The sequence below is a fragment of the Escherichia sp. E4702 genome (assembly GCF_963883545.1).
Lineage (GTDB): Bacteria > Pseudomonadota > Gammaproteobacteria > Enterobacterales > Enterobacteriaceae > Escherichia.
Window position 1 is genome coordinate 1 of sequence record NZ_CAWORF010000026.1, and the last position, 24,127, is coordinate 24,127.

Genomic DNA, 24,127 nt, shown 5'->3' on the forward strand with positions numbered 1-24,127 from the left:
GCTCTGGATTATTTAATTCTTTCAGCGGAAATTTTTCCTCAAAGGCTTTATTTAGCCGCCCCTGGTTTCCTTTTACAGCGAATAAATAATCACCTCCCTGTTTTTGTATCTTCTCTGCAATATCTTTCTGGCAACCCATCGCATCAGTTGTGATAATTTTTCCTTTAATATCCAACATGTTAAGAAGTTCAGGGATAGCTGTGATCTCATTAGATTTCTCATCTGTCTTGATCTGTCCGATGACCAGACTGTGCATTGTTGAGAACGCACTAATGACATGAATCGCTCCCTTGCGGCGACTCTTGTCATAAGAATGCCGGAGCGTTTTTCCATCAATTGCAATGACGTCTTTATCATTTGACGAATGGCAGTCACGCATCCAGTTAATAAAGCACTCGTGAAATTTTGCAGGACTGATACAGGATACAACTCTGGCAATGGTATCGTGAACAGGAATACCATTTTCAAAATCACCATATTGCTTCAAAAAATCGAGATGTGTTTCCCCAAAATCCTCTATATCTTCCCATCCTTCTGCACCAGAAATAACGGCACAAATAGTCAACAGTAGAATATCCGATAATTTATATTCCACTTTCCAGGCTTGTCTGTAATCGGGAATAATAGAAATATGTTCCATCAATTTTTTAAGTTCCATTTTGCTCTCCTTAATTATGTAAGGAGTATTTGATCATGTATAAGTAATAAAAAACAGCTTCAGGTAATGAGGAATATCTCAATTTTTAAACATAAAATGCGAATTATTTAGTACAAAAAGTGTACTTCTGATGATCTTTCCCTGGTGTGCTGAACGAAGGTTAAATAATAAAAAAGCCGGGAAGGTAAATAAGCTTCCCGGCTTTATATCAAACGAATCAAGCCAATTCTCTTGCCGCTGATCTTCCATACTCTGTGTTGTTTAATAGCTCTCTTAAAGCGTCAATAGCAGATGGAATGTGTTTATTATGGGATATTAAAGAAAAAGCAGCCCCTTTAAACAAAATATAACTATCCTTTTGTATAATACTTAAGGCAAATTTTATTTCATTATCACCAATATTTAATAGGGATAATGTATTTATGCAAGAGACGATTAAGCTATCATCCTCATCTGAATTAATTATTTCAATAAGATCATTTATAATAAAACGATCATCATAATCACCCTTGTACAACCCAATGATTTTTACCGCTTCAATTCGCAAATCATCATCACATGAATCATCTTTTACCAAAGCAAGAAAAAATGATGCAAGTTCAAGATCTAACGTCGAATTGAAGCATACTAAAAAATCAAATTTCTCTGATTCTTTTAATGATTTATAAGTTTCTATAATGTTCTTGCTGTTATTCATGGTGATATTCCAGAAAGAATTAGTTTAGCTGTTAACTTATCAACATCATTAGACATTGATAATATCTGGTCTGCAATTTGAGGGGCATTCCCCCCGAGAATTGAATTCTCTCTACTAAGCCCAGTTCTGCTTACATCACCGGGTAGCCCACCTGTTCGCATATCTGGTTCATGCAACCAAACTTTCCCATCTCCGGCTGACCCTAGCTTTCTAACATAATCGCGACCTTGCTTTTCCACATTAGCCGTATAATTACTTATGCGTCGTTTTAAACCTTCCATTCCTTCTTCTTTCAATATTTTATTGAAAGCTCTTATCTGTCCCCTAATTTGTCGTTTAAGTTCTCGCAAATTAGTTATTTTACCTGGTTTCTGACGATGATGATATTCAAGAGTAGCGCATTTTAATCCAAGTGGATCAATATATGACAACGGATTAGGCGCGTAAGCATAGAGGTTTAACCCGCCTCTTAGCCCTATCGGGTCAGGCTGCGTAAACCGCCCACACTCCGGATTGTAGTACCTGAACAGGTTATAATGCAGTCCTGCCTCACGGTCAAGATATTGTCCCTGAAAGCAGCGAAGCACACCGCTATCGAGTTCGGTTATAGAATTTTATTTTACTATATTAAAAAATCCTCTATATGTGCCACCTTTAAAAATAGAATCTAACTCATCTAAAGAAATCTGAGTGTAGCATTCAGGCAATTTAATACAGCTAACATTTTCACCATCAAAAATATTAAGATAAATAAATGGATTAACACATTCATTTTTCATTCGATTCAAGATGAATTCCTTTAGTGACTTACGATATAACTCACCTTTTTTGCCTTCTCTATTTTTCCCAAAAAAATAAAAATCGCCTGAAGATATGCCATCATATATAATATTGGCTTTAATATTTTTCCCTAAATGTTCAACACTTATTTCCTCACCATGTAAAACATTTGGCAATGTATAATCATTAACACTGTTAAAACCATTAAAATGATTATTCATGGGCTGCTGTTTTTTTTCAAAATATATTAAATATACAGACATTTAATCACTTACATGAGAGTCAGGGTGGAAAATATGCCCATTACCAGCAGGCCCCTGATGTTGATTTGGGTGCATATGAGGTAATCGGCCTTTTGTGCTTCCCAACTTATCAGGATGGGGCCTGTGTCGCATAGGTTTACCTCTTCCAGCTGCTTTTGACAAACGACGAGCTTCTTTGATGGACTCAACAAATACATCTTTTCCTGCACGAAGCCTACCTATTGCATTTTTCCAAGATATCTTTTTACCTACAGAAACACCCTTATCTGTTCGCGTTGCTTGATAACAGGCTAATCCAAGTGGATCGATCCAGCCCAGCGGATTCGGTGCATATTGGTAGAGGTTTAATCCCCCCGCCAGCCCTATCGGGTCCTGGCTTACGAACCTCCCGCACTCCGGCGCATAATATCTGAACAGATTGTAATGCAGTCCTGTTTCTTCGTCAAAGTACTGCCCCGGCAGTCGCAGCGCCTGCTCAAAGTACGCCCCGCTGTTGCTGATGTCGCCCCGGTTTTCACCAAATCCCGCCTGGTAGCCCGCCCACACCAGCCTCCCGTCCGGCGCGGTCACCTCCTGTACCGCGCCCGTCAGGTCCGTGTGGTAATACCAGATTTTCCGGCTCTCTCCGCGCCCCGTGATGGCTGCCACCGGCGTGTACGGCTGTTCCGCGTCGTACAGGTATGTCCGCTTTCCCTGCCACGTTGTCTCCTGCAACAGCCGGAACCCTTCCCACACAAACGTCGTCCGGCTTCGTTCTCCCCGGTCGGTATGGAGATTGCTGGTCGCCTTGCTGATGCGCCTGCCCAGTGCATCGTACTGATACCGCGTCTCGCTGTTGCTGCTGATGACCCGCGTTAACTGGCCCTGCGCGTTCCACTCCTGCTGCTGGTCCCTGCGCTCTGTCAGTTCGCCCCATTCGTTATAGCGGTAACGGTCACGCCCGTAGCCCGGCAGGCGGTTATCCATCACCGCTCCCTGATATTCATCCGTCAGCAGGTTGCCGGCTTTATCGTAATAATAATGGTCATGGTCGTACATCTGCCCCGTGCGGCTGGTCAGCCAGCCGCTGCGGTCATAGCTGAACACCAGGCAACCGCGCAGTTTGTCATTGATGCCGCCGACTTCACCGTCCGCATTCCAGATATAGTCCCGCGCCGTCACGCTGTCGTTCTGCGCCGGAGGTTGACCGGCCTGCTGCGGATTCTGGCTGCCGCCTGGCAGGCTGCGCTGCCAGCTTAACCGGTTGTCGGCGTTGTAGCCGCTGAACGTCGTCAGCGCCCCCTGGGTACGCATCACCTGCCGGTGCAGGCTGTCACGCTCATATTCACTGACCGTGATACCGTCCAGCGCTGTCTGGAGCAGGTGCCCGCTGCCGTAATAAAGATGGCTGAGATGCTGCCCGTCCGGCAGGGTAATGTCGGTGGGATTGCCCAGCGCGTCACGCCGGTACTTTATGCTGCCGTGCACGCTGTGCTCTGCCGTCAGCCATCCGCTGCGGTCATACGCAAAGCGCACTCTGTCCGCCTGCATGTGGTGCAGCCGTTCCCCTACTTGCGTGGGGGTGAGCGTCACTTCCGTTATCTGGTCAAGACGGTTGTAGCTGAAGGTCCGTGTACTGTGCTGCGTGTCACTGCGCAACAGGCGGCCCAGCGCGTCACGCTCCTGCCGCTCATTACGCATCCCGCCTTCTGTGCCCTGCGTCTGGATGATGACCGGATACCCGCCCGCATTCAGCACAAAAATCCGTATCAGGCCGTCCGGGCGCTGTTCTCCCGTCAGCCGTCCGTTGCCGTCGTAGCTGAACCGGTAAAGCGCCCCGTTGCCGTTGCTCAGGCTGGCAATCCATCCCTCCGCGGTATAATGCCAGCGCGTCTCCCGTTTCTCTTCATCCGTATGGAGCGCCAGCAGCCCGCGCGGCGTATACTGCCAGGACTGTACGCTGCCCGTGATGCGACGGTGGCTGCTCAGTAACCCCAGCGCGTTCCAGGTGTAACGGTCCTGCTGTTTACCGGGGTGGCTGACCGTCTCCGGCAGCCCCAGACGGTTATAGCTGATGCGTACTGTTTTCCCTTCCGCGTCCGTCACCGCCGTCAGATTGCCGTCTTCATCGTATTCATAACCCGTGGCGCGCCCCGAACAGTCGGTGTAACGCCTCAGTTGGCCGCGCGCATCATGCACCAGTGCAACCAGGCCGCCCCGCGCATCCGTGCGGCTGACCGCCAGCCCCTGTTCATCATACCCGTACCGCGTGACGCGCCCTTCCGGGTCCGTCTCCCGTATCACCTGCCCGTGTTCGTTGTAATCCGCCTTCCATATGTGGTCGTCATCCAGCGCCCGGCGCGTGATTTCATCAAACTGCCGTTCCACTGCGTCTGCGTCACCCGGCCTGCCGCGTCCGTCTCTTTCACCACCCGGCTCAGGGTGTCGTATTCCAGCGTTACCCTGCGTTCGCCGGGGAGTTCCACCGCTACGGGAAAATGGTTTTCGTTGTACGTGAAGCGGTACATTCCGCCGCCCGGCGTCCGGTGAGCAGTCACATACGTATCTTCATCAAACCACCACTGCCACTTCTGCTCCGGCCTGCCGGTTACCACCGTCTGCCCACCAGCAAAATCATAGTGGAACCGGTAATCCTCGCCGTCGCTGGTCGAGTGCTCCACCACTCTGGGAACCCCCTCAATCTCTTCCCAGCGGTAGGTACAGGTAAAGCCCGTCGCGTTGCGGTGCTCTGTCATCAGGCCATTTTCATAGGCAAACTGGCGTACCGTCACACCGGCCCCGTTCACCACGCCAGTCAGTTGCCCGTTATCGTCGTAGCGATATTCCACCAGGTTACCGGGACGCCCGCCTTTCACCAGTTCAATATGCGAAAGTCTTTCCCCTGCCGGCGTCACTGTGCGGTGCAGTAACAGATGGTGCCCGCTGCTGGAAGCCACCCGCACCAGCCTGCCGTTCTCACGCCCGAAAGCAATTCGCTGCCGGTACGGTGTCTCCATAAAAAGTAATGGCGCGACGCCGTGGTCATCAAACTCATCAAACACGTAGTAGCTGCGGTCGGTGTAATGCAGCACATAGCGTCCGTCATGCAGGCGGCTAAGGTAAAACTGCTCTTCGGGGTCAAATATCTGGTGACCCGGTGTAAGCATCGCTTTCGGATAACTTAACTCCCGACCTTGTCCGCCAATCAGAGTGATATGTTCCTCATCAGCTCGCAGGGTTATTTCCCAGTTCAGCCGCCATCCTCTGCCCAGCAATCCTTCAGTTTCCAGGTGGCTGGCATAAAAGCGCGAACAGGTAACAGGCAGACGACCCGGCAGGGTGAAATCCGTTTCCGGCAGCAGAATTTTTTGCCCTGTAGTGACATCCACCGGGTTACTGAACAACCCCATAGCGACCTCGGAAACGGCCATCCCGGTAATTTCGCCGCCAATAAATTTGGCCGCGCATTTTGTGCCAAATTTCGACCCCATCTTTGCCGCCTGGCGTGCGGCTCCGGCAAGTCCGCCAAGCATTCCGGCGACCACATACAGCACATCCACCACCTGACGCAGCCAGTCAGGGATTTCCGGGCTGATTTCCAGTACCGTCTGCGTACCGCCGCCGAGAAAGACATTGGGAGAACCGTCCTCAATCACTGCATCACATTCGGTATGGTCATCCTTTCGGGCGGCAGGCTGGCTGTTGATGTAGATGTTGCCGGAACCCTGGGCAATGCGGATTTCCGGGGAATGGTCTTCGCATACCACCGTACTCAGTACGGCACGGGCGGCCGGGCGACTGTTGGTGCTGACATTATCAGAACCGGTTAGAATTTTTCCCACTGTGGAATGTATCGAGCGCCCGATGGCTTCTCCCAGTTGCAGGACTCCGGACGCTATCTGATCTGCCAGAAAACCTAAAATCAGCCCGGCCAAAAAGCCGCAGGTAACAAAAGCAAAGCTGGCGACGGCAATAATGGCGATACCTATGATGGCCCCTATCAAAAACCCGGCAAGGGCGCTGGTGTGGTAGATGGGATCATCCACCCGTGCGGCTTCATACATGACAAAACCTCCCTGTTTTTTTAGCTTTTAGCAGGCTGAAAACTGGTCAACCATGCAGTCCATAGCTGGTCGGTGTGCTCATCAAAAGGACGCTGACTGGTCAGCGTCAACACCAGTACCTTTGCTGGCCCGGTGATAAACCCGGCCTGACGCTGGTACACTTCTGTTTTTCCAGAACGATGAGTTGCGAGAATCTGTTCACCTGTCATGGCAGCTTCGCCAGTTCCCGCCAGTGCCGTTCCCCGCGAAAGTATCCGGTGCTGGCCCAGGTTTTTTTTCATCAAGGCTATCTGGCGGTCAATATAGGTGGTCAGATTTTCATCTGGCCTGAGCGTATCGCGGGAAATATTCAGACTGGGAGTTGCCCTCTCATTGCCCGACGGGACGAAGATATTGACGGTGCGATCAAGAAAAGTTTCAGGCAGGGCAAAGCTGCCCTCCTGAATACGGTAAAGGCTGGTCATAGATAAAATCCTTTTATTATTTTTTATTCAGAAGCATCCGGAGTGGATAACGGGGCAATATCATCCGCAGTAATGGCTTTTCCGCCATCCGGGTTCATATCAATGCCACTGCCAATGAGTTGCATAACATCGCTGGTGTGCAGTAAAAGTTGTTTTCCGCAAAACTCAATCGAGCCATCCTTGTGTAATACAAGCGCTGCATTGCCGCAACGAAGGGTAAATTGATCGCCAACATCCAGACGATATGTCGTTCCGACATTGATGGTTTGAGCCAGTTTGACGGAAAGACCATCATTTTTTGTGATGGTGGCATTACGGTCTTCTCCCACGCTGATGGTTTCATTTTTGACAATGGTTTTTGTGCGATCGACCATGATCGTGTGGGTTTCATTGTTTTTTACCGTAGTATTCAGGTCTTTTTCCGCGTGGAACTTCACTTCTTCCGCACCAGTTTTATCGTCAAAACGCAGCATATTTCCGTTAGTCGGCCCTCCCTGCAATGAGTGGCTGAATATCCCACTCTGCGACGCCATGCCCGGCAGCCCCCACGGCGGCATCGTGTCCTGGTTATAGGTGCGCCCCACGATGATGGGCAAATCCGGATCGCCGTTTTTGAAATCCACCAGTACTTCCTGGCCAATACGCGGGATCTGGATCATGCCAAATCCTTTCCCTGCCCACGGATAGCTGACACGGACCCAGCAGGAGCTGTTTTCGTCATTGTTACCGTAACGATCCCAGCCAAACTGCACCTTCACCCGGCCATATTTATCCGTCCAGATTTCCTGCCCCGCCGGGCCGGTGACGATGGCGCTCTGCGGGCCTTTGGTGTGGGGTTTGCTCAGGGTTCGCTGTGGGCGGTAAACTTCGCTGGTTGGGTGCAGTTCAAACGTGGTGACATAGGTAAAATGCTGATCCTGGCCGCTGTGCTGCGCATTGTCCCGTAAAAACAGCGTGGTCTGTACCAGCAGGTATTCCTGATTAATTTCTGCCGTCGGGTGATTCATCAATGTAAAGGTGTACCCGGTCATGAGGGTACGGATATGACCGGCCCCATGTGCCCGGCTGCCTGGGCTGCGCTGCGCTTCCATACGAATGCGCGTCAGCATTTCACCTTCACTCTTTGTGAAGTAGTCTCCCGGCCATTCGTAATGCTCGTATTCAGCATGACCGGTATCACGTGGACTGGCCACGGTACTTTTAAGCAGCGAACGAGGCTTCATAAAATCAAAATCGTCCATCACCCACTTTCCAGTACGCAGCCTCTCACTGGCCGTAATGGTGTGGATAAATTCCTTATCCAGTTTCAGCCCTTCCTGGTGCCACTCCACCAGCGGCGAGTCAGGGCACGCTTTATGACCATTGATGGCATCCGCCAGCACCAGCGTGTGGCTGTTCTCGCTGTGCTCAAACCACCAGTAAATCCCCCATTCCTGCATCAGGCGCTGGATGAAATCGAAGTCGGTTTCACCATACTGCACCTGCCAGGCGCGGGGTGGATAATTTTCCACCAGCCGCTTTTCCACCGGAAAAGAATATTCATCCAGTACTTCATCGAGAATCTCCACCACGGTTTTGTTCTGGAACGCCTTATAGTCGCTGGTGTGGGTCAGCAGCTTCAGCCACGGCTCAATGCGTAATTCATACGTTACCGAACGGCCCTCATGGCCGACTACCCTCGCCGCCGTCACCAGCCCGCTGATATACCGTTTTCCGCCACCGTCCAGTTCGATACTGACGCACAGGTCTTTGCCCACCATCGGCTGAAGCGGCAGGTTGGCTGCGGGGGAAACGTACCCCAGGTTCAGGGCATCCGGCGTTTTAAGCTGTACTGTGTAGGAAAACAGATTCCCAAGCCCTTCCGAACCATTCATGCCTGCAAACAAAAGCATCTGCGGCGGCACCGCACTACCACTTACTGTGACGTTATGCGCCCCCGGACCACCGGCTGCAATCGACGCCGCCGCATCCTGAACTGCACCAGCCATATCCGATATCCCTGCTGCTGCAGCGGCAGCCTGCGCAGCAGCTACTGCGGCTTTAACCAGACCTGACGGTTCCGGCAACGCACCAAACAGGTCCGCCGCGGCCTGTTCTGCCATCTGCTCGGCTGCATCAGCTACATCGGTTGCGGCTGAACCAGGGCTTATACCACCACTTTCTCTGGCTATAAGTGGCGTGGAGATAGCTGGCCCACCGTTACTGCCAGATTTATTACCCGTAGATACAAAACTCATGATATTTATTCCTTTAATATCGGATTAGAATTTAGCGCCCGGCTGCCAGAAAAAATAAGAAATAACCCGCCACTGTCCATCTTTATAATGAAAAAAACATGTCAGATTTAAATCCCCCCGCAAATGCCAAAACATTTCTTTGATGGGGATATTTCTGAATTCAGGATTTGTTGAGCGATAGGTATTTTCAATTTCTATATAATATTCACCTACAAGTTTATAACGAGGCTTTATAAATTCATACGCTGGCTGACCATAGTTATTTAATAGAACATTCTCTTCAACTCTATTATACACACCACTCGCATTCAGATAAGCATGTACAGGAATATCAGGCATGCTATTTTTCGCCCCACCCACTATCAAAAAAATAATCACAGCGTATATTAGTTTCATTTTTTTACGCTTTTCACAAAAAAATTAGAACCCGGAACCATTCTATTTAGCCGCTCAATGATATTTCCCATATAACGAGAGCGCAGTTCCATACCAATATTCATTAACGCACTGGCGTCCCCAGAGAATGGTGTAGTTGCTTTATCTGCATCATCACTATAGTATTCATCAGTAAGATATCCAATAATATGCCCAAGCTCGTGAGACAGCCCTATTTGCTCATGGCAAATTTTTGATGAACCAAGGCATTTAGCTGCTGCAACTATATCTTTAGAGTCAAGTTCAACGTATCGACTATTCCAGACAATGGAACTCTGACGAAAACTATTTGGATCATCATTATCAATTTTAAACACCACCACATCCCAATACCCATGCCGATCAGTCTGAATTATTTCTATTGTGAAAGATAAATCCTTACCATTAAACTTACTGACAAACTCAGACTTCCCAGAAACGGATAAAAAAATCTTATTATTCCATGTTTGATTAATGACAAAAATAACTTTCCCATGAAAGGCATTTTTCTCCATATCTGTCCAATCAGTTTTTGCATCCCATCTTTTTATCCAATTATATTTCCATCTGAGCAACAATGAGATTGCACCATTTTCACGGTCAATTTTTAAATCTCCCCAAGCATCATTGTCCCTGATATATCGTTTATCCAGCATTAAGTCGTCATAAGCATCGTATGCCTGCTGAATAGCCTCATCCTGAGAGTTACCCATGTTCACCTCCTTATATTGCTATATATCCAATAAACCTGAAGATGCTTGCTTACCCACCAACGCAGATGGGACCAAGGGTAGCCTGAAGTAAACAGATAGCAATCAACTTGAAGTTCATGGGTATATTTGTTTCCCCATCTGCACGTTTATCGTCATATTTTTGTATAGCTATTCTCAGCATTCGTGGGCACATTATTTTTTCTCCAGTCGCAAAGCATCCACATACCGCCCCTTGCTGTTCTGCTGCCAGAACCATCCATGCCCCTGCTGCGCCTGCGTTAACATTTTTGCTAGCCAGCACGGTCACGGCAGGCAATTCCATGACATGTACTACTCATCCGTACAACCCAGCCCCCGGCGCTGAACCACTTCACTGGCAAACGTTGCTCCGGTTTTTTTCATTATTCCTTTTTGTATTTTTTGCAGCGCGGAAAATGAGATTCTCCTGCATGAATACTCTTCCCATATATCACCAGTTACAGGGCTAACTGAAAATAGTCCCCACACATCTGTCGCACCGGCGGAAGGAGAATTATAACCTACCCCAAAACTAAAATACCCAGGATGAAACAGGTTACCTTTTTTATCTTTCAGAGAACCGTCAAGAAAAACCCCAGACAATTCCACATTATATTTTTCATTTTTTAGTGAAAAAACCAATAATGCCTGCGTCTGTGTTTCAGTAAGACCTGACTGGTTAACATTCGTTAGATCAAACCGCGGCACATTCCTGATAAGAATTTCAGCACAACAATTCACGGACACGACCATGAAAAGCAATACTAATATTAATTTACAGGACATGTTATTCTCCGCTTAACCATATTAATCACCCCCACTAACTAACTAGCATAACCGGTATGGCCGCCATTACTGTTTTTACCTGAATTAAAACCAGAATCAATCAATGCCTGCGCAAATTGCTCCGGAGATTTTTTATTTCTGACCGCATTACCAAATCGGATTGCAAAGGACTTTCCGCTAGTTGAAAAAGAGGTATAAGTGGCAACCCAAACCTTATTACTCCCCAGCGGGTGAACCTGCCCTGACTGTAAAGGTGTCGGACCATGCATGGAAAAATAGTTATTGTATTCTGTCGCGATTCGACCCTGCCCGTAAAAGGACTCCTTTGCGGCAAGCCCCAGGATATTTTCTACGGGCACATCAAGTTGTTTAGCGATTAATTCACATTCTTTCAGATATTGCTGTACAAACCTTACTACACCAGCGTTATTACAGGCTTTATCATAAGAACCAATGATTCACTCCTCATCTGATTATTTTTAATGCTGCCGGATATCCAACCGCAGCGCATCCACATACCGCCCTTCGCTGTTCTGCTGCCAGAACCAGCCCTGTCCTTGCTGTGCCTGCGCAAGCATTTTGTCCGGCCAACCCGGCCACGGCAGATGACGCACACCGGGCAGCTCCACTACCGGCGCGTCCGGCAGGTCGGTCAGTTCCCGGCTGCGCTGCGGTACACGTCGCAAGCCGCGCAACCACTGTGCCCAGCGCGGCCCCGGTCGCCATAGCGCCCACAACTGGTCGGTCTCCTCCATCAGTCGACCGCAACGTTCTGTCTGTGGTGAGACATGAGCTGCCGTCAACTGCGCCAGCCAGTACAGCCAGCCCTGCGTGTCATCCAGGCTCTCTTCCAGCCATTCTCGCCCGGCACGCTGGTAAATCACCAGCGGCCACGGTCTGCCCGTACTGTCTCGCGATGCGGTCAATACTCCGGTCAGCCACTCATCACGCCCGCCAATGGGTAAAAATCCCGGCGACAGGACAAAACTCCACGGCAATGGGTGGTGTTCCGGCAGCGCCGTTTTCTCACGCGGTGACAGGTGCATCCAACCGTCATTTATTCCGGCCTTCGCAGCATCCGTTCCTTCCGGCAGAACAATATGCCGCCCCTGCCCCAGCCACGTCTGCTGGTTCAGCCACGCCTGCCACACCTGCCCTTCGTTCGCACTCACCCGCCAGCGTACATAGTCCCGCTGGTCCGGCAGCCTGCCGAACATCGCCGGGGCCGATACTGCCGTAGCGCGGCGCATCAGAGAATCCTCGTAGGGCAACTGAAGTTTTGCAGCAGCTCGCGATCCACCGGGTCAAAGTCTCGTCCGGCGGTGATTTCCAGCACCACCCGCCGCCCGTCAAAGCTGTACTCCACCTGCTGTGTTCCCCGTACCGCCGTCTCCTGCGCCTTACCCGCATCCAGCAGGTGAAACAGCGCCCACGGTCCATTAGTCAGTAGCGTCGAGGTGTCCTGGCGAATGCGCGGGCTGGCGGTGATTTCTGCCATTGAACCGTTACGCGGCCCCGGCCAGTTCACTTTTAGCGGCCTGACCGGGCCATGAGCGTAACGCAGCACCTGGCCGTCGATATCAATCACCAGTTCAGTGATTGCAGGGTCCATATCCACGACGCGGACCTGCATCGCCCAGGAAAACTTTTTCCCGCCTTCCCCATTAAAAAAAACGCTGCGGATCTGTTTCGCCTCCTGAAATGGCATCAGGTCCGGTCCCTGTAAGGTCATATTGCCTTCGGTCGGTTTGTAGCGCCACGGGTTGCTGGCGGTATCCGCCAGCGGGGCCAGTTGCTTCGTCCAGAAGGCATCCAGCACACCGCCGCTAGCAAAGATACGGTTAAAATCGTCCGCGCTGACTTCCTGCGGGCTGTCGGTGAAGGGGTAGCGCCCGTCAATGGCATCACGGCACTCATCGCCGATCACCGCTTCCATCTGCGCGTTCAGCACTTCACCGGTGCCGGCGTTGATCTTTCGCGTTCCCTGCTGCGTGAGATCCAGCAGAATATTTTTCAGCGGTGCGGGCAGTTTTGCCGCTTCCAGTTGTAGTTTATCCGCCGCCGAAATGCGGCCCGGTAATGTGCTCGCTGCCAATGCACTGTCGGCGATGGTGAGCTGGGTGTAATACTCATTGAGCATCGTCAGCAGCGAATTTAACTGCGGCGCCCCGCCCCCCTGTCCACTGTCCGTCCGCCCGGAAACCACTTCCCGCAGAGCGGCGAAACGGTCATCCACCAGCGATTTTTCCAGCCGCTCTTCCGGGTGGATATCCTGCAACAACTTTGCCGTCTGCACTGCTTTACCCGCATTACCGGAGAGCCGGTCCTGCGAGCGCTGGGCCATTTGTTTTTGTCTGGCCTGCGCATCCAGCGGCGGTACCAGCGTGGTCTGCTCCACCACCGCTTTACTCAGGCGCATCAGAGGTGAGTCAGGCGAGGCCAGTGTGCGAAGCACCTGAAGGTCATACGCCAGTCCGGGACTACCGTCTTCCCCGGCACTGTTGATGCTGTGAATACTAGCCAGAAAATCCTGCCAGCGGCGGGCATATTCAGCCAGATACAGGCGGCGTACCTCACGGGTAACCGGGAGTTCCTGCCCCGGCAACTGGCTCATCACAATATCAGTCGTTTTTTTTTGCGCGTTTTCCCGGCCCATTACCCAGGCGTCGTCCACTGATGCGGAGGCGACAAACTCCGACAGCCGTTTGTCGAACAGTTCCCGGTAGCCTTCGCGAGTAAAGATGCCGGGCACGCCCCTATCCAGTGGCGCGCCATCCGTGCGGACAAAAACCGTCCCCGCATCCGCGCCCACCGCGCGAACCAGCGAAAACTCCTGCGGTGCTTCGCTCTCCATGGAAGCCAGGGCTCGAGTATAGATACGCTCGGTGCTGGTATGACCGTCAAGGAAAGCCCGCGCCATGCGGATCAGTCCCTCATCTTTGTCATAAGGCGAATGCACCACGCGGCTGCCGTCAAACAGGGCGTCGATATGTTCCAGCACTGCTGCACGGCCGCCGAACTCCGCCACGCTATCGCGGTTTTCCAGATCGTTCAGTACCCAGGCGTGGATCTCCGCTGCGTTGTATTTGTCCTCGTGGTCTTTATCAAGATTCAGCAGCAGATAAACATGCAGAGCGTCATACGCGGCTTTGCTGTCCTGACGAGCAATGGCATCTGAAAGCACATATTCCATGCGCTTCACCAGTGGCGGCAATAGGAGCTGGTCCAGCAGGCGGTCATACAGGGATGCGACGCTCTCCATTACTGGCGGAACGCTGTAAAGGCCATAACGCCAGGCCAGCGGCGGTGAGTCCGGGTCCAGCCCCGGCCAGGCAGAGAGCGCCCGCGCCTGGTTCAACAGGACTGGGACAGGCTGCATAGCAGGTTTTCCGGTATAGGCTTTGACGTCACCATCCAGTTGGACCGTCCGGCTGGCGATTTCATTCAGATAGCCGCTGTTACCCTGCTGGCTGCCCTGCATTCCCTGCCACAACCAGAAAGCCAACGCTAGTACCAGCAGATGCCCGCCAGTACGCAGCAGGCGATAACGCCAGGCCCATTGAAGATTCGGCTCCACCAGGTGTGCTTCACGGAAGATAAACTGGGTCAGTAGGTCATGAAGAAAATAGCTGCGGTTGCCGTCCGGTAAGGTATGAGAAGGTGACTCCACTTTCCCTTTGATCGCCCGGACAAAGCGCTGCCAGATGCCCGTCTGATCGGCCACCGCGTCTACCTGCGCCTGTGCGGCGCTGGTAAAAAATACGCCGCGTAGGGTGTTGTTAAGCTGAGTGGCGTCAAATTTTGAATCGAGGAAAATCTGTTCAATGGCTTCCAGCAGCGGCGCGCCCAGCGCGGAAAATTCGCGCGGAAAGCGGTAGAGCCGTTGACGGCTTTTAAGGTCGTACTCTTCCTGCAACCGGATATCCAGCCCCTGATCCAGCCGCAGCGTCAGATTTGCCAGTTCCTGGCCACAGAGCGCATGCAACGACTGCGGATCGCTGGCGTGACGCCTGCGGCTGTATGGCAGGGTGAAGCCCCAGACCTGGGCACGCAGGTGACTGGTCAGCCCACGGAAATACTCCGTAAAGCCCGGCAGCAGATCCATCTTAGTGACAACCAGATAAACCGGGAAACGAATACCCAGCGTCTCACGCAGTTCAGCCAGCCGCGCACGCAGAGCCGCACAGGCAGCCAGTCGTTCCGCCGGGGACTGCGCGGTCAGATCCGCCACGTTTAGCGTCAGGATAACGCCGTTCAGCGGTGCGCCGGGACGGTGTTTACGCAGCAGCCCCAGAAACCCCTGCCATTCCCCGGCGTTGCGCTGGGTCGCACTGATTTCACCGCCGTCATCGTGGCGGGCATAGCGCCCGGCAGTGTCAATGAGCACCGCTTCGTTGGTGAACCACCAGTCGCAGTGCAGCGTGCCGCCGCCCGGCACGGTAAGGATATGCGCGGTCTGCTCCATCTGCTCCGCCAGCGGAAACTGTAGCCCGGTGTTAAGCAGCGCGGTAGTTTTACCATCACCGGGGCTGCCGATAACCATGAACCACGGCAGTTCGTACAGAAAACGCTTTCCTTCCAGCACATTACGCCAGCCCGGCAGGTCTACGCGCAGTTGCTTCAGTTGCCGGATGGCGCGAGTGACAATATGGCTGACGGTACGCAGGTCGGCTTTAATTTCCCCTGCCACAGGTACGTCTTCCCCACGCGGATGCAGGAAACGGCGCAACAGTTGTTCATCCAGACGCAGCGCCCGCCACAGTCGGTACAGACCATACAGCGCATAAGACAGAAGGATTAGGCCGATAAGCGTCAGACGCAGCCACAGCGGCGCAAATGGATGAACATCACCGAAGGCCAGCAACGGTGAAACAAAGCCGATAACCAGGCACAGAACCGTAACGCCAATGATGCTCATAGACCAATTAACCAGCCACAGTGCAAGGAACATCAGTAACAGAACGATAGTGACTACCCGGCTACCCACGGACGCAAGCGGATGCAAGGTGTCAAACGCCACCAGCGGCCCGATAAACCAGACCAGCAACGCCAGCACCACCACGCCGACAACGGCCAGTGTGCGGCGGGAAAACAGCAGACTGAGAAATTTTTGCATTATTGTTCAGAGCTCCATGCGGTAATCAGTAATAGCAAAATACCCAGGGCTGAAAATCCCTTTCCTGTACGCGATACTGAAAGAAAATAAAGAACAATCTGAATAGCCACTGAAATAGAATAAATTAATTTTCTGATTACATCTCTATTTCCGTTTCCCTGAGGTAATGCTGTTATTGAAGGGTCCATATCCTGCATCCACTGGTACTCACTCCCGGAAAAAAGCATGATAGTGACCAATCCCATAATAAATAATAACCACCCTGATATCTGAATTATTTTTCTCATGAAGACTTCCAGGTAGTTATTAATAAACTAGAGAAATGTAACCAGTTATTTATAATAAAATCGCCATAGCTGGCATCTTCCTTTATTTTTTCCAGACTAAGGGAAACACCTCGATTATAACGAGCCCCAATAATTCTTATTTGTTCTTTTGTCAGGTGAGGTAAGGATACCTGAAAACCATCTTTTTCAGCCAATTGATAAAGATGTCTTGCAGCTAATTGTATATTAAACACATCATGCTGGAGACAATTTGCCAGCTCACGCAACTGAGAGTTGTCCATTTTAGTCTCATCAAGCCCGAGTGTTCTGGCTGCAGTTCGCAATTGTATACTCACCGCACCAAAAGAAGTTTTTTCTGGTTTCGAAGCGATTGTGATATGTTCATCAACCCATTCAGGCCCACTCCAACTCATAGCACGAAATTCAAATGCCAGCGTGTCTATAATCTGAGGATCTCCCCCTACTTCAATCCAACAAACTCCAGCAAGTAAGGGGGCAGGTAAATGCCAGGCATTTGCAGCTGCATTGATCAAAAGACAGTTATGCTTCACCCAACCATCTTTAAAATAACGCCCAAATGCTACGCCTCCCCCCCATTTTTTAGGCGCCAGTTTCCAGAATATAAATTCTGTTACTCCCCACACTGGCGAATGGTTAGACGCATTACACTCTAGCTTTTCCATTATTAATTCACTCCACCACCAGAATTTCCACCCGGCGATTCTGCGCTCGTCCAGTTTTAGTACTATTATCAGCCACCGGCATAGTATCCCCTTTACCGACACCCCGAATTCGGCTAGCCGGAACGCCACCAGATGTCAGCAACGAAGCCACTTCCGTCGCCCGTTTTTCCGACAATACCTGGTTGGAGGGGAATTCAGCGGAGTGGATCGGCTGGCTGTCGGTATGTCCGGTCACCGTCACCGCGCCGCCCACACGCGCAATCTCTCGCGCGGCCTTATCAATCACCGAGCGCAACGTGTCATTCACGGTTTTCTGCCCCGGTACAAACATCGTGTCGCCACGGAATACCACCCGACTGTGGTGCTCATCTTCCTCAACCGTCAGCAGGCCACGCGCGATTTCGTTCGCCAGCAGGATTTTCAGCCGCAGTTTGTGCACCGGAACGGGCGGTGGCGGCAGGTGTTTACCGATGGCGTCGATACGTTGCTGTACGGTTTCGGTGGCGAGATCCATCCGGTGGCTATAAAGGCCAAATACCGTCAGCATCACCAACAGAGCTATTCCTGCACTCAGCCAGACCGGCATCCGGCGCATCCGCCGCATCCGTCCGCTGACGGCACCGGTAAACCCCGGTGAGAGCGTCGGCGTTATCGGATCGCGGCGCTGGACCAATTGGGTCAACAGTTGCTGACGGATATCGTCCAGTTGCTTACGCCCGTCGGGCCGAACGCTGTAGCGGCCTTCAAAACCCAGCCCCAGAATGTGGTATATGATTTCCAGCACATCGCTGTGCTCCTGGAAACTTGCGGCCAGACGCCCAATTATCTGAAATAGCTTGATGCCGCCTTCACTTTCGCCATGAAAAGTAACCAGCAGGCTTTTTCCAGCCCAAACACCACGACGCCCCCAGGTGGTGTTGTTGGCAGCTTCGTCAAGCGACGTACACAGGCAATAGCGCACCGCCAGCACATGTTCGCGGCGCAGGTTTGCCTGATCACACAGCGTCTGGTATCTACGAACTTCACGCTCCAGTAAGACACGGTAATGTTCGACAAAACCTGGGGAAAGTTCGCGGGGCATTTGCGCCAGTGCGCATAGCAACGGGCTGGCCGCTGCCAGTAGAGGATTCACGGCAGCAGTAATTTCGGCCAGACGAAGCTTCATATCCGGGCCATCTTCAACCACCACCTTGATATCTTCCCCACGAAGGCTGTCCTGGATGTCATTATCAGGCGGCTTTGTGCCACCCACTGATGGCTGGAATGACAGGGTATTCACCGCAGGTGGCGTCAGAATCTCGTCGGTCATTTATCGCGAACTCCCCACAACTCCAACTCCAGCCCCGGAAATTCTCCGGCGGTGTGCATCGCCATACCGCCATAGCGGGCGATATGTTCCCACAGCACACCGTCGCGGCGGATGTCGTAATAGATGTAGCCAGCCTGGAACGGGATCTGACGCGGCGGCACCGGCAATACCTGTAAAGCAAGACCCGGCAGGTGCGAGCGAATCAATTCCGGCAGGCGTTCGGACGGCCCTATTTTGGTCTGGGCCGAAAAATGTTGCAGTAAGGTATCTGCGGACATATGCGCCTTCACCGCCAACACTAATGAGCTGAAATCTGACAGTTCGGAAGGCTCAACCACCGCATTGAGAATACCGTAAGTTCCCTCCTCCAGAGTGATTCGCTGCGCTCCGCGGATCAGCACAGCATTCAGCAGGTACTGCACCTCATCCACTACCGATTTCAGCCCGGCATAGGGCGTCAGGTGCTTATATTCTTTATATTCTTCCGGACGGCGCGTCTGTGGCCGTACGTAGGTAGAGAGTTCCCCAGCCAGTTCACACAGGTTCCGATAGAGCACTTCTGGCGACAGCGGCGTTTTCGCCATATGAATCAGTAAGGGGCCGAAACGATTGAGAATTTGCAGAAGCAGGTAATCCGATACCTCTGCCGCCTCATGGCCGTGTTTATCGCTGCCCGTCAACCGTTGCGCCAGTGAATCTGCGCGCATTTTTATTAAATCGTTGATCCACGACAGCCACGTACATATCAGTGCGCTTGCCTGGTAATTTGCCACCGGCGGGATCAGATCGTTGTCAAGCTCGATGCGTCCATCAGGATGTATCGTCGTAATGCGCGTCAGGGGCAAACCGATCCACGCATCTGTCACCGCCTTTTCCGGCAACAGTCGCAGACGCAGGTGGCTAAGTTGCAACAGTTGTGCGCCGCGCCCCAGAGAGTTGGCATCGCGGATTTCATTTTCATGCACCGAAAAGCGTGCCAGTGATTCCGGGTTATTGCCGAAGCTGGTTTCTTCACTGTTCGGCGTACGTATTGGCACTGCCAGATAAATCAACTGGTTAAGGTGCTCTGGTAGGATGGTCAGAGGCGGCGGTAGTGGTGTGTGACCCGGCGCATTAAACGGCGTACCGTCGGCAAACACTCCGGAAGCCTTCGTGAGTACCAGTTTTCCGATGTTCAGCGCCTCACTATCAATGCCGTATTCACTGAAGCCCCAGAAAAAAGGCGAAAGCGGCAAACTGCGGTAATGAATGATATGTTCCAGATAGCGTTCCTGCTGCTGAAACATCTGTGGCAGCAAAAATTGTCCTTCACTCCAGACCACACGGTTATTCCAACTCATAATTTACTCATCCCGTTCTTTAATCACTATAGCGCTTTGCTCTATACCGGCATCCAGTTCGACTTTTTTCTTCGGCATAAAGCGGCTGTACCAGCTTTTTTCCGGGGGATCAGGAATTTTATACGTGGCCCGCCAGACTGATTTTCCCAGATTGCGATAGCCGGCGAGGATCCCCAGTGCCGTGGTTTCTTTATTGAGAGCACGACGCAGCTTTTTCTCCTCGCCCGGGCGCAAGATAAAGCTGTCGCGGTGGAGTAAATCATCGGCAAGAACAGCTTTGTCATTGTCCTGAAGGGACCACCAGTCCGCCGCTATGAAAGCTGCATCATTTTTCAGTTCATAAACGCGTATCTCTATGGGCGCGGCTTTTTTCTGATTGTCAGGATTCACCTTATCGGAAGCCTTAACCACCAGATCGAGTCTTTGTGACATCAGCTCCGGCACATCGTCGCTGTCAATGCTGCACCCGGAAAGCAGGCAGACAAAAGACAAAGCTACCGCACATAACCACCCACCGGGGTTACGCCATTTATTCACTGTAATTTCCTTTAAAATCAAATAATAAAAACCGGCCAGGCTATATACCTGGCCGGGAAAATATTGCTTAAATTTCTTTGTTAGCTTTGAAATCGTAACCTGCCGTGATAGTGCCGCCACTGCCACCCTGCTGGTTCTGCACCACGTATTCCTGCTTCACGGTGCTGAAAGATAGTTCGACTCTCTCGCGGGAGGCGATCTCACCCTCCTTACTACCACTGGGGGAAACAACAGCCACAATCAGGTCAGTGAAGGTATATTTGAGGTATTCCAGCGGATTGCCGCCTGCTTTGCGCATGACAAGGATGGACTTCGGAATATGCTTACCAGAGGCGCAGTATTTGAACAGGTTCGGGCTAGCGCGATCGATGTAATGTTCAAACTCCAGGTTAGTCACGGAGACTTTGCCGGATCCCAGACCGCTACCTGCGTGCATGGTGGACTCCTGGTGGATATTCCAGCGCCAGCTCAGCACCTCAATTTCATTTTTATGTTTGTCATCCATTGACTCGCCGTCAATGCCGTCAATTTTCAGAAAAATGTCATAAGCCATTTTCATTTCCTTATTAAGAATTACTTAAAATAATCCCTGGTTTATCTTCGCATATGAATTCAGGTAAACCATGGCCGTACAGAACCCCCTCTCCTTAATTTCAGAAGAATAGAAGGCTGTATAATTTCCGGTAATGAGATACCGGCACGTCATTAATTCACAAAATGAATGTATTACTTCTATTTACATGTCACAGATACCGATGACTCTCCTGGTACCCGCTGCCCCGGCAAAGAAGATGCCTGGCACTGTGTCGCCAATGCAGGGACCGGTTGTGATAACCAAACCTGTCCATGGTTATAAATACAGGAAACCCAGTAACGTTCACTATTCTGATTACTGGCCATTGTGGTATCCCATATTTGCCTGGTTTCACCCTTTATTGTCTCTGTCTCTGGTTTTAGATCCACCCGATTTTCAGGTTTTCCCTGCGACATCCCTACCCCGTCCAACCACAGACGGGGTTCATAGCGGGAAGATCTCTGCCACGATGCAGATATATCTGGCTCCAGTACTGTTGTTGAGGATTTTATATTGATAAACACGGGGCAACTGACTTCCCACGCAGTAACAAATTGTGAATAAAACAACATAAAACCCAACAACAGAGAAAAAATAAAACGTGTCCCCATTGAATCTATCCTCTACTCAATAATATAAAAAGCTTCCGCATTATTACTGGCATCAGGATATGTTCCATCGCTGCGCATTCCACCTTTTCGGGAAATAGGGCGTGCAGAGACTTTCGTGGTTTTACCTGTCCACTGGTCCATAACATAAATATACTGACTATCCTGTTCCAGATAGAAAGCGGCATGCTTATGCTCATTCTGCCTCGAGGGATACTTTCCGTTAACAAAAGTGGCAATTGCTGTTCCTCTGGGGATCGATTTATCCCCAAAAACCTTTCGCCCCTGCTTCCAGGCTCCAGTATTCCCCACATGTGCATATACCTGAACTAAGAACACACATTCCTTTCTGTCTCCTGCCCCCGCCATTCCCACCATGTCAGTGCCCTGCAATGAATCTACCAGTCCATAAACATATGCCATATATCCCCCAGAGTATTACCCGGCATCATTCATTAAAATATTCATAAAAATCAGGCATTACCCTGTTTTACTGACGGCAGTTTTGTCACCAGACGCAGTGATCCTGTTAACCCTTCAAGCTGAAAATGCGGGCGCAGGAAGAATTTGGCGTCGTAATAGCCCGGATTCCCCTCCACCTCTTCCACCACCACTTCGGCAGCTGCCAGCGGGCGGCGAGCTTTGGTTTCCTGCGAGGAGTTCACCGGATCGGCATCAACGTAGTTCATGATCCATTCATTGAGCCAGCGCTGCATATCTTCACGCTCTTTGAACGAGCCGATCTTGTCGCGCACGATACATTTGAGGAAGTGCGCAAACCGTGAACAGGCGAACAGATATGGCAAACGAGCTGAGAGATTGGCGTTGGCCGTAGCGTCCGGATCGTAATACTCCTGCGGTTTTTGTAGAGACTGCGCGCCAATAAAGGCGGCGTAATCAGAGTTTTTGCGGTGGATAAGTGGGATAAAACCATTTTTCGCCAGTTCAGCTTCACGACGGTCAGAGATGGCAATTTCTGTCGGGCATTTCATATCCACGCCGCCATCATCGGTCGGGAAGGTATGACAGGGCAGATTTTCCACCGCTCCACCAGATTCCACGCCACGGATCAACGTACACCAACCGTAATGTTTGAAAGAACGGTTGATATTTACACCCATTGCATAGGCGGCATTGCTCCAGACATATTTGCTGTGGTCTGCGCCATCTGCATCTTCTTCAAAATCAAACTCATCGACGGGGTTTGTTTTCGCACCATAAGGCAAACGGGAGAGAAAACGTGGCATCGTCAGGCCAATGTAGCGAGAATCCTCACTTTTTCGCAGCGAGTTCCACGGTGCGTATTCGAGGTTTTGGGTCACAATTTTGGTCAGGTCACGCGGGTTAGCCAGTTCCTGCCAGGAGTCCATCTGTAACACTGACGGAGAGGCCCCGGCAATAAACGGCGCATGGGCTGAGGCTGCCACTTTGGCAATGGAGCCGAGCAGATCCACATCCGGTGGCGTGTGATCAAAATAATAATCCGCAATAATACAACCGTAAGGTTCTCCGCCTAACTGCCCATATTCGGCCTCATACAACTTTTTGAACATGGGGCTTTGATCCCACGCGATCCCTTTGTAACGCTTCATATTTTTCCGCAATTCATCCTTCGAAAGGTTCATAAAGCGGATTTTTAATTTTTCATCGGTTTCGGTGTTGTAAACCAAATGTTCCATCCCACGCCAGGAGGACTCCAGTTTCTGAAATTCCGGATGACTCAGGATTAGTTTGATCTGCTCAGTTAATTTGAAATCGATCTGCTCAATAATTGCAGCAATACTTTTATAAGCATCATCACTAACAGTGATCGTATTTGTCAGAGCCTGTTGGGCCAGCGTCTGAACTGCCGCCTCAACAGCCTTTGCAGCCTGAGGAGTCTTGGGACGGAAGGCTTTATCCAGCAGCGAATCAAATTCCGTTTCCTGATAGGCAGTGGTTTGCGCAGCAGAGAGGCCGCCAGTCGCCAGAAGAGTATCGTTTACCATGAAAGTTCCTTAATAAAATCGCAGTTAGTCTGCTGTTCCCGTTTCACCTGATAAGACACTTTCCTGTTGAGCGACAGGTTTTGGCGCGCTGGCCAGAGCTTTCAGTAACGTCGGGTCTTGTAATAGTTTATTGATCAGATTTTCAGCTCCCGCTTTACCATCCATATATGTTTGCAGGTTGGCAAGCTGTGTACGCGCTTCCAGCAGTTGGTTCAGGGCATCCACCTTACGGGCAATCTGCGCAGGCGAAAAATCGTCCATATTCTCCAGCGTGATATCGACCATTAACTGCCCTTCGCCCGTCAGCGTATTGGGGACAGCAAACGCCACGCGCGGCGCGATGGCTTTCATACGTTCATTAAAGTTATCGATATCAATATCAAGGAATTTACGGTCAGTGACCGATGGCAGCTCTTCACGTGGTTTACCGGCCAGATCGGCCAGCACTGCCATGACAAACGGCAGCTCGATTTTTTTCTCGGAGCCGTAAATCTCAACGTCATACTCAATCTGCACTCGGGGCGCTCGGTTGCGGGCAATAAACTTCTGCGCGCTATTGTTGATAGCCATAATCCTTCATTTCCTTATCAGTCAGCCGACGACACCAGGGGA

General features: G+C 51.0%; 21 protein-coding genes and 3 pseudogenes. All 24 read right to left on the reverse strand.

Features of this window, described 5'->3' with window-relative positions:
• On the reverse strand, positions 1-658 hold a 658-nt coding region (locus AACU94_RS16700; protein WP_135489831.1), incomplete at its 3' end, for an ISAs1 family transposase.
• 217 nt (positions 659-875) lie between these two features.
• Complete coding sequence (locus tag AACU94_RS16705; protein WP_135403843.1) at positions 876-1,355, reverse strand: HEAT repeat domain-containing protein; 480 nt, start codon at positions 1,353-1,355, stop codon at positions 876-878.
• A 397-nt stretch (positions 1,356-1,752) separates the two neighbouring features.
• Positions 1,753-1,930 (reverse strand): annotated as a pseudogene (locus AACU94_RS24785) (RHS repeat-associated core domain-containing protein); the annotation flags it as partial.
• A gap of 39 nt (positions 1,931-1,969) precedes the next feature.
• Entirely contained in the window at positions 1,970-2,398 is a 429-nt protein-coding gene (locus tag AACU94_RS16715) for a hypothetical protein (protein WP_135403844.1), read from the reverse strand.
• Between the two features lie 291 nt (positions 2,399-2,689).
• Positions 2,690-6,441, reverse strand: a pseudogene (locus tag AACU94_RS16720) (RHS repeat-associated core domain-containing protein); the annotation flags it as partial.
• Positions 6,442-6,461: 20 nt separating this feature from the next.
• Positions 6,462-6,905, reverse strand: coding sequence for a DcrB-related protein (locus tag AACU94_RS16725; RefSeq protein ID WP_135489832.1), 444 nt, complete (start codon positions 6,903-6,905; stop codon positions 6,462-6,464).
• A 23-nt stretch (positions 6,906-6,928) separates the two neighbouring features.
• A complete protein-coding gene (locus AACU94_RS16730; protein ID WP_135489834.1) occupies positions 6,929-9,142 on the reverse strand; it encodes a type VI secretion system Vgr family protein in 2,214 nt (737 codons plus the stop codon).
• 24 nt (positions 9,143-9,166) lie between these two features.
• Positions 9,167-9,538: a hypothetical protein gene (locus AACU94_RS16735; RefSeq protein ID WP_089621603.1), complete on the reverse strand. Its 372-nt coding sequence runs from the start codon at positions 9,536-9,538 to the stop codon at positions 9,167-9,169.
• Positions 9,535-10,269, reverse strand: a complete 735-nt coding sequence (locus AACU94_RS16740; protein WP_135489836.1) for a hypothetical protein — start codon at positions 10,267-10,269, stop codon at positions 9,535-9,537. The genes AACU94_RS16735 and AACU94_RS16740 overlap by 4 nt, the downstream gene beginning before the upstream one ends.
• A gap of 192 nt (positions 10,270-10,461) precedes the next feature.
• Positions 10,462-10,572: pseudogene (locus tag AACU94_RS16745) on the reverse strand (TagF domain-containing protein); the annotation flags it as partial.
• A gap of 27 nt (positions 10,573-10,599) precedes the next feature.
• The gene (locus tag AACU94_RS16750) at positions 10,600-11,073 is read right to left on the reverse strand and encodes a hypothetical protein (protein ID WP_130218498.1); all 474 of its coding nucleotides are present in this window, start codon (positions 11,071-11,073) and stop codon (positions 10,600-10,602) included.
• A gap of 38 nt (positions 11,074-11,111) precedes the next feature.
• Positions 11,112-11,528 carry a glucosaminidase domain-containing protein gene (locus tag AACU94_RS16755; protein WP_135489838.1) on the reverse strand — a complete coding sequence of 139 codons (417 nt, stop codon included), beginning with the start codon at positions 11,526-11,528 and terminating at the stop codon, positions 11,112-11,114.
• Positions 11,529-11,552: 24 nt separating this feature from the next.
• Positions 11,553-12,323, reverse strand: a complete 771-nt coding sequence (locus AACU94_RS16760) for a TagF domain-containing protein (protein ID WP_135489840.1) — start codon at positions 12,321-12,323, stop codon at positions 11,553-11,555.
• A complete protein-coding gene (gene tssM, locus AACU94_RS16765; protein WP_135489841.1) occupies positions 12,323-16,189 on the reverse strand; it encodes a type VI secretion system membrane subunit TssM in 3,867 nt (1,288 codons plus the stop codon). Before tssM ends, AACU94_RS16760 begins: the two co-directional genes overlap by 1 nt.
• Positions 16,189-16,476, reverse strand: a complete 288-nt coding sequence (locus AACU94_RS16770; protein WP_016233840.1) for a hypothetical protein — start codon at positions 16,474-16,476, stop codon at positions 16,189-16,191. The genes tssM and AACU94_RS16770 overlap by 1 nt, the downstream gene beginning before the upstream one ends.
• Positions 16,473-17,159, reverse strand: a complete 687-nt coding sequence (locus AACU94_RS16775) for a hypothetical protein (protein ID WP_130218506.1) — start codon at positions 17,157-17,159, stop codon at positions 16,473-16,475. The genes AACU94_RS16770 and AACU94_RS16775 overlap by 4 nt, the downstream gene beginning before the upstream one ends.
• 7 nt (positions 17,160-17,166) lie before the next feature.
• On the reverse strand, positions 17,167-18,468 hold the full coding sequence (gene tssL, locus AACU94_RS16780; protein ID WP_130218508.1) for a type VI secretion system protein TssL, long form: 1,302 nt from the start codon (positions 18,466-18,468) through the stop codon (positions 17,167-17,169).
• Positions 18,465-19,808: a type VI secretion system baseplate subunit TssK gene (gene tssK, locus AACU94_RS16785; RefSeq protein ID WP_130209727.1), complete on the reverse strand. Its 1,344-nt coding sequence runs from the start codon at positions 19,806-19,808 to the stop codon at positions 18,465-18,467. Before tssK ends, tssL begins: the two co-directional genes overlap by 4 nt.
• Before the next feature lie 3 nt (positions 19,809-19,811).
• Positions 19,812-20,345, reverse strand: a complete 534-nt coding sequence (gene tssJ / locus AACU94_RS16790) for a type VI secretion system lipoprotein TssJ (protein WP_130218544.1) — start codon at positions 20,343-20,345, stop codon at positions 19,812-19,814.
• 67 nt (positions 20,346-20,412) lie between these two features.
• Entirely contained in the window at positions 20,413-20,898 is a 486-nt protein-coding gene (locus AACU94_RS16795; RefSeq protein WP_000312804.1) for an Hcp family type VI secretion system effector, read from the reverse strand.
• A 179-nt stretch (positions 20,899-21,077) separates the two neighbouring features.
• The gene (locus tag AACU94_RS16800; RefSeq protein ID WP_072018659.1) at positions 21,078-21,530 is read right to left on the reverse strand and encodes an STY0301 family protein; all 453 of its coding nucleotides are present in this window, start codon (positions 21,528-21,530) and stop codon (positions 21,078-21,080) included.
• A gap of 12 nt (positions 21,531-21,542) precedes the next feature.
• Positions 21,543-21,950, reverse strand: a complete 408-nt coding sequence (locus tag AACU94_RS16805; protein ID WP_042102253.1) for a BPSL0067 family protein — start codon at positions 21,948-21,950, stop codon at positions 21,543-21,545.
• 50 nt (positions 21,951-22,000) lie between these two features.
• Entirely contained in the window at positions 22,001-23,515 is a 1,515-nt protein-coding gene (gene tssC, locus AACU94_RS16810) for a type VI secretion system contractile sheath large subunit (RefSeq protein WP_165383470.1), read from the reverse strand.
• Positions 23,516-23,539: 24 nt separating this feature from the next.
• Positions 23,540-24,085 carry a type VI secretion system contractile sheath small subunit gene (gene tssB, locus AACU94_RS16815; protein WP_130218510.1) on the reverse strand — a complete coding sequence of 182 codons (546 nt, stop codon included), beginning with the start codon at positions 24,083-24,085 and terminating at the stop codon, positions 23,540-23,542.
• Positions 24,086-24,127: the final 42 nt, after the last annotated feature.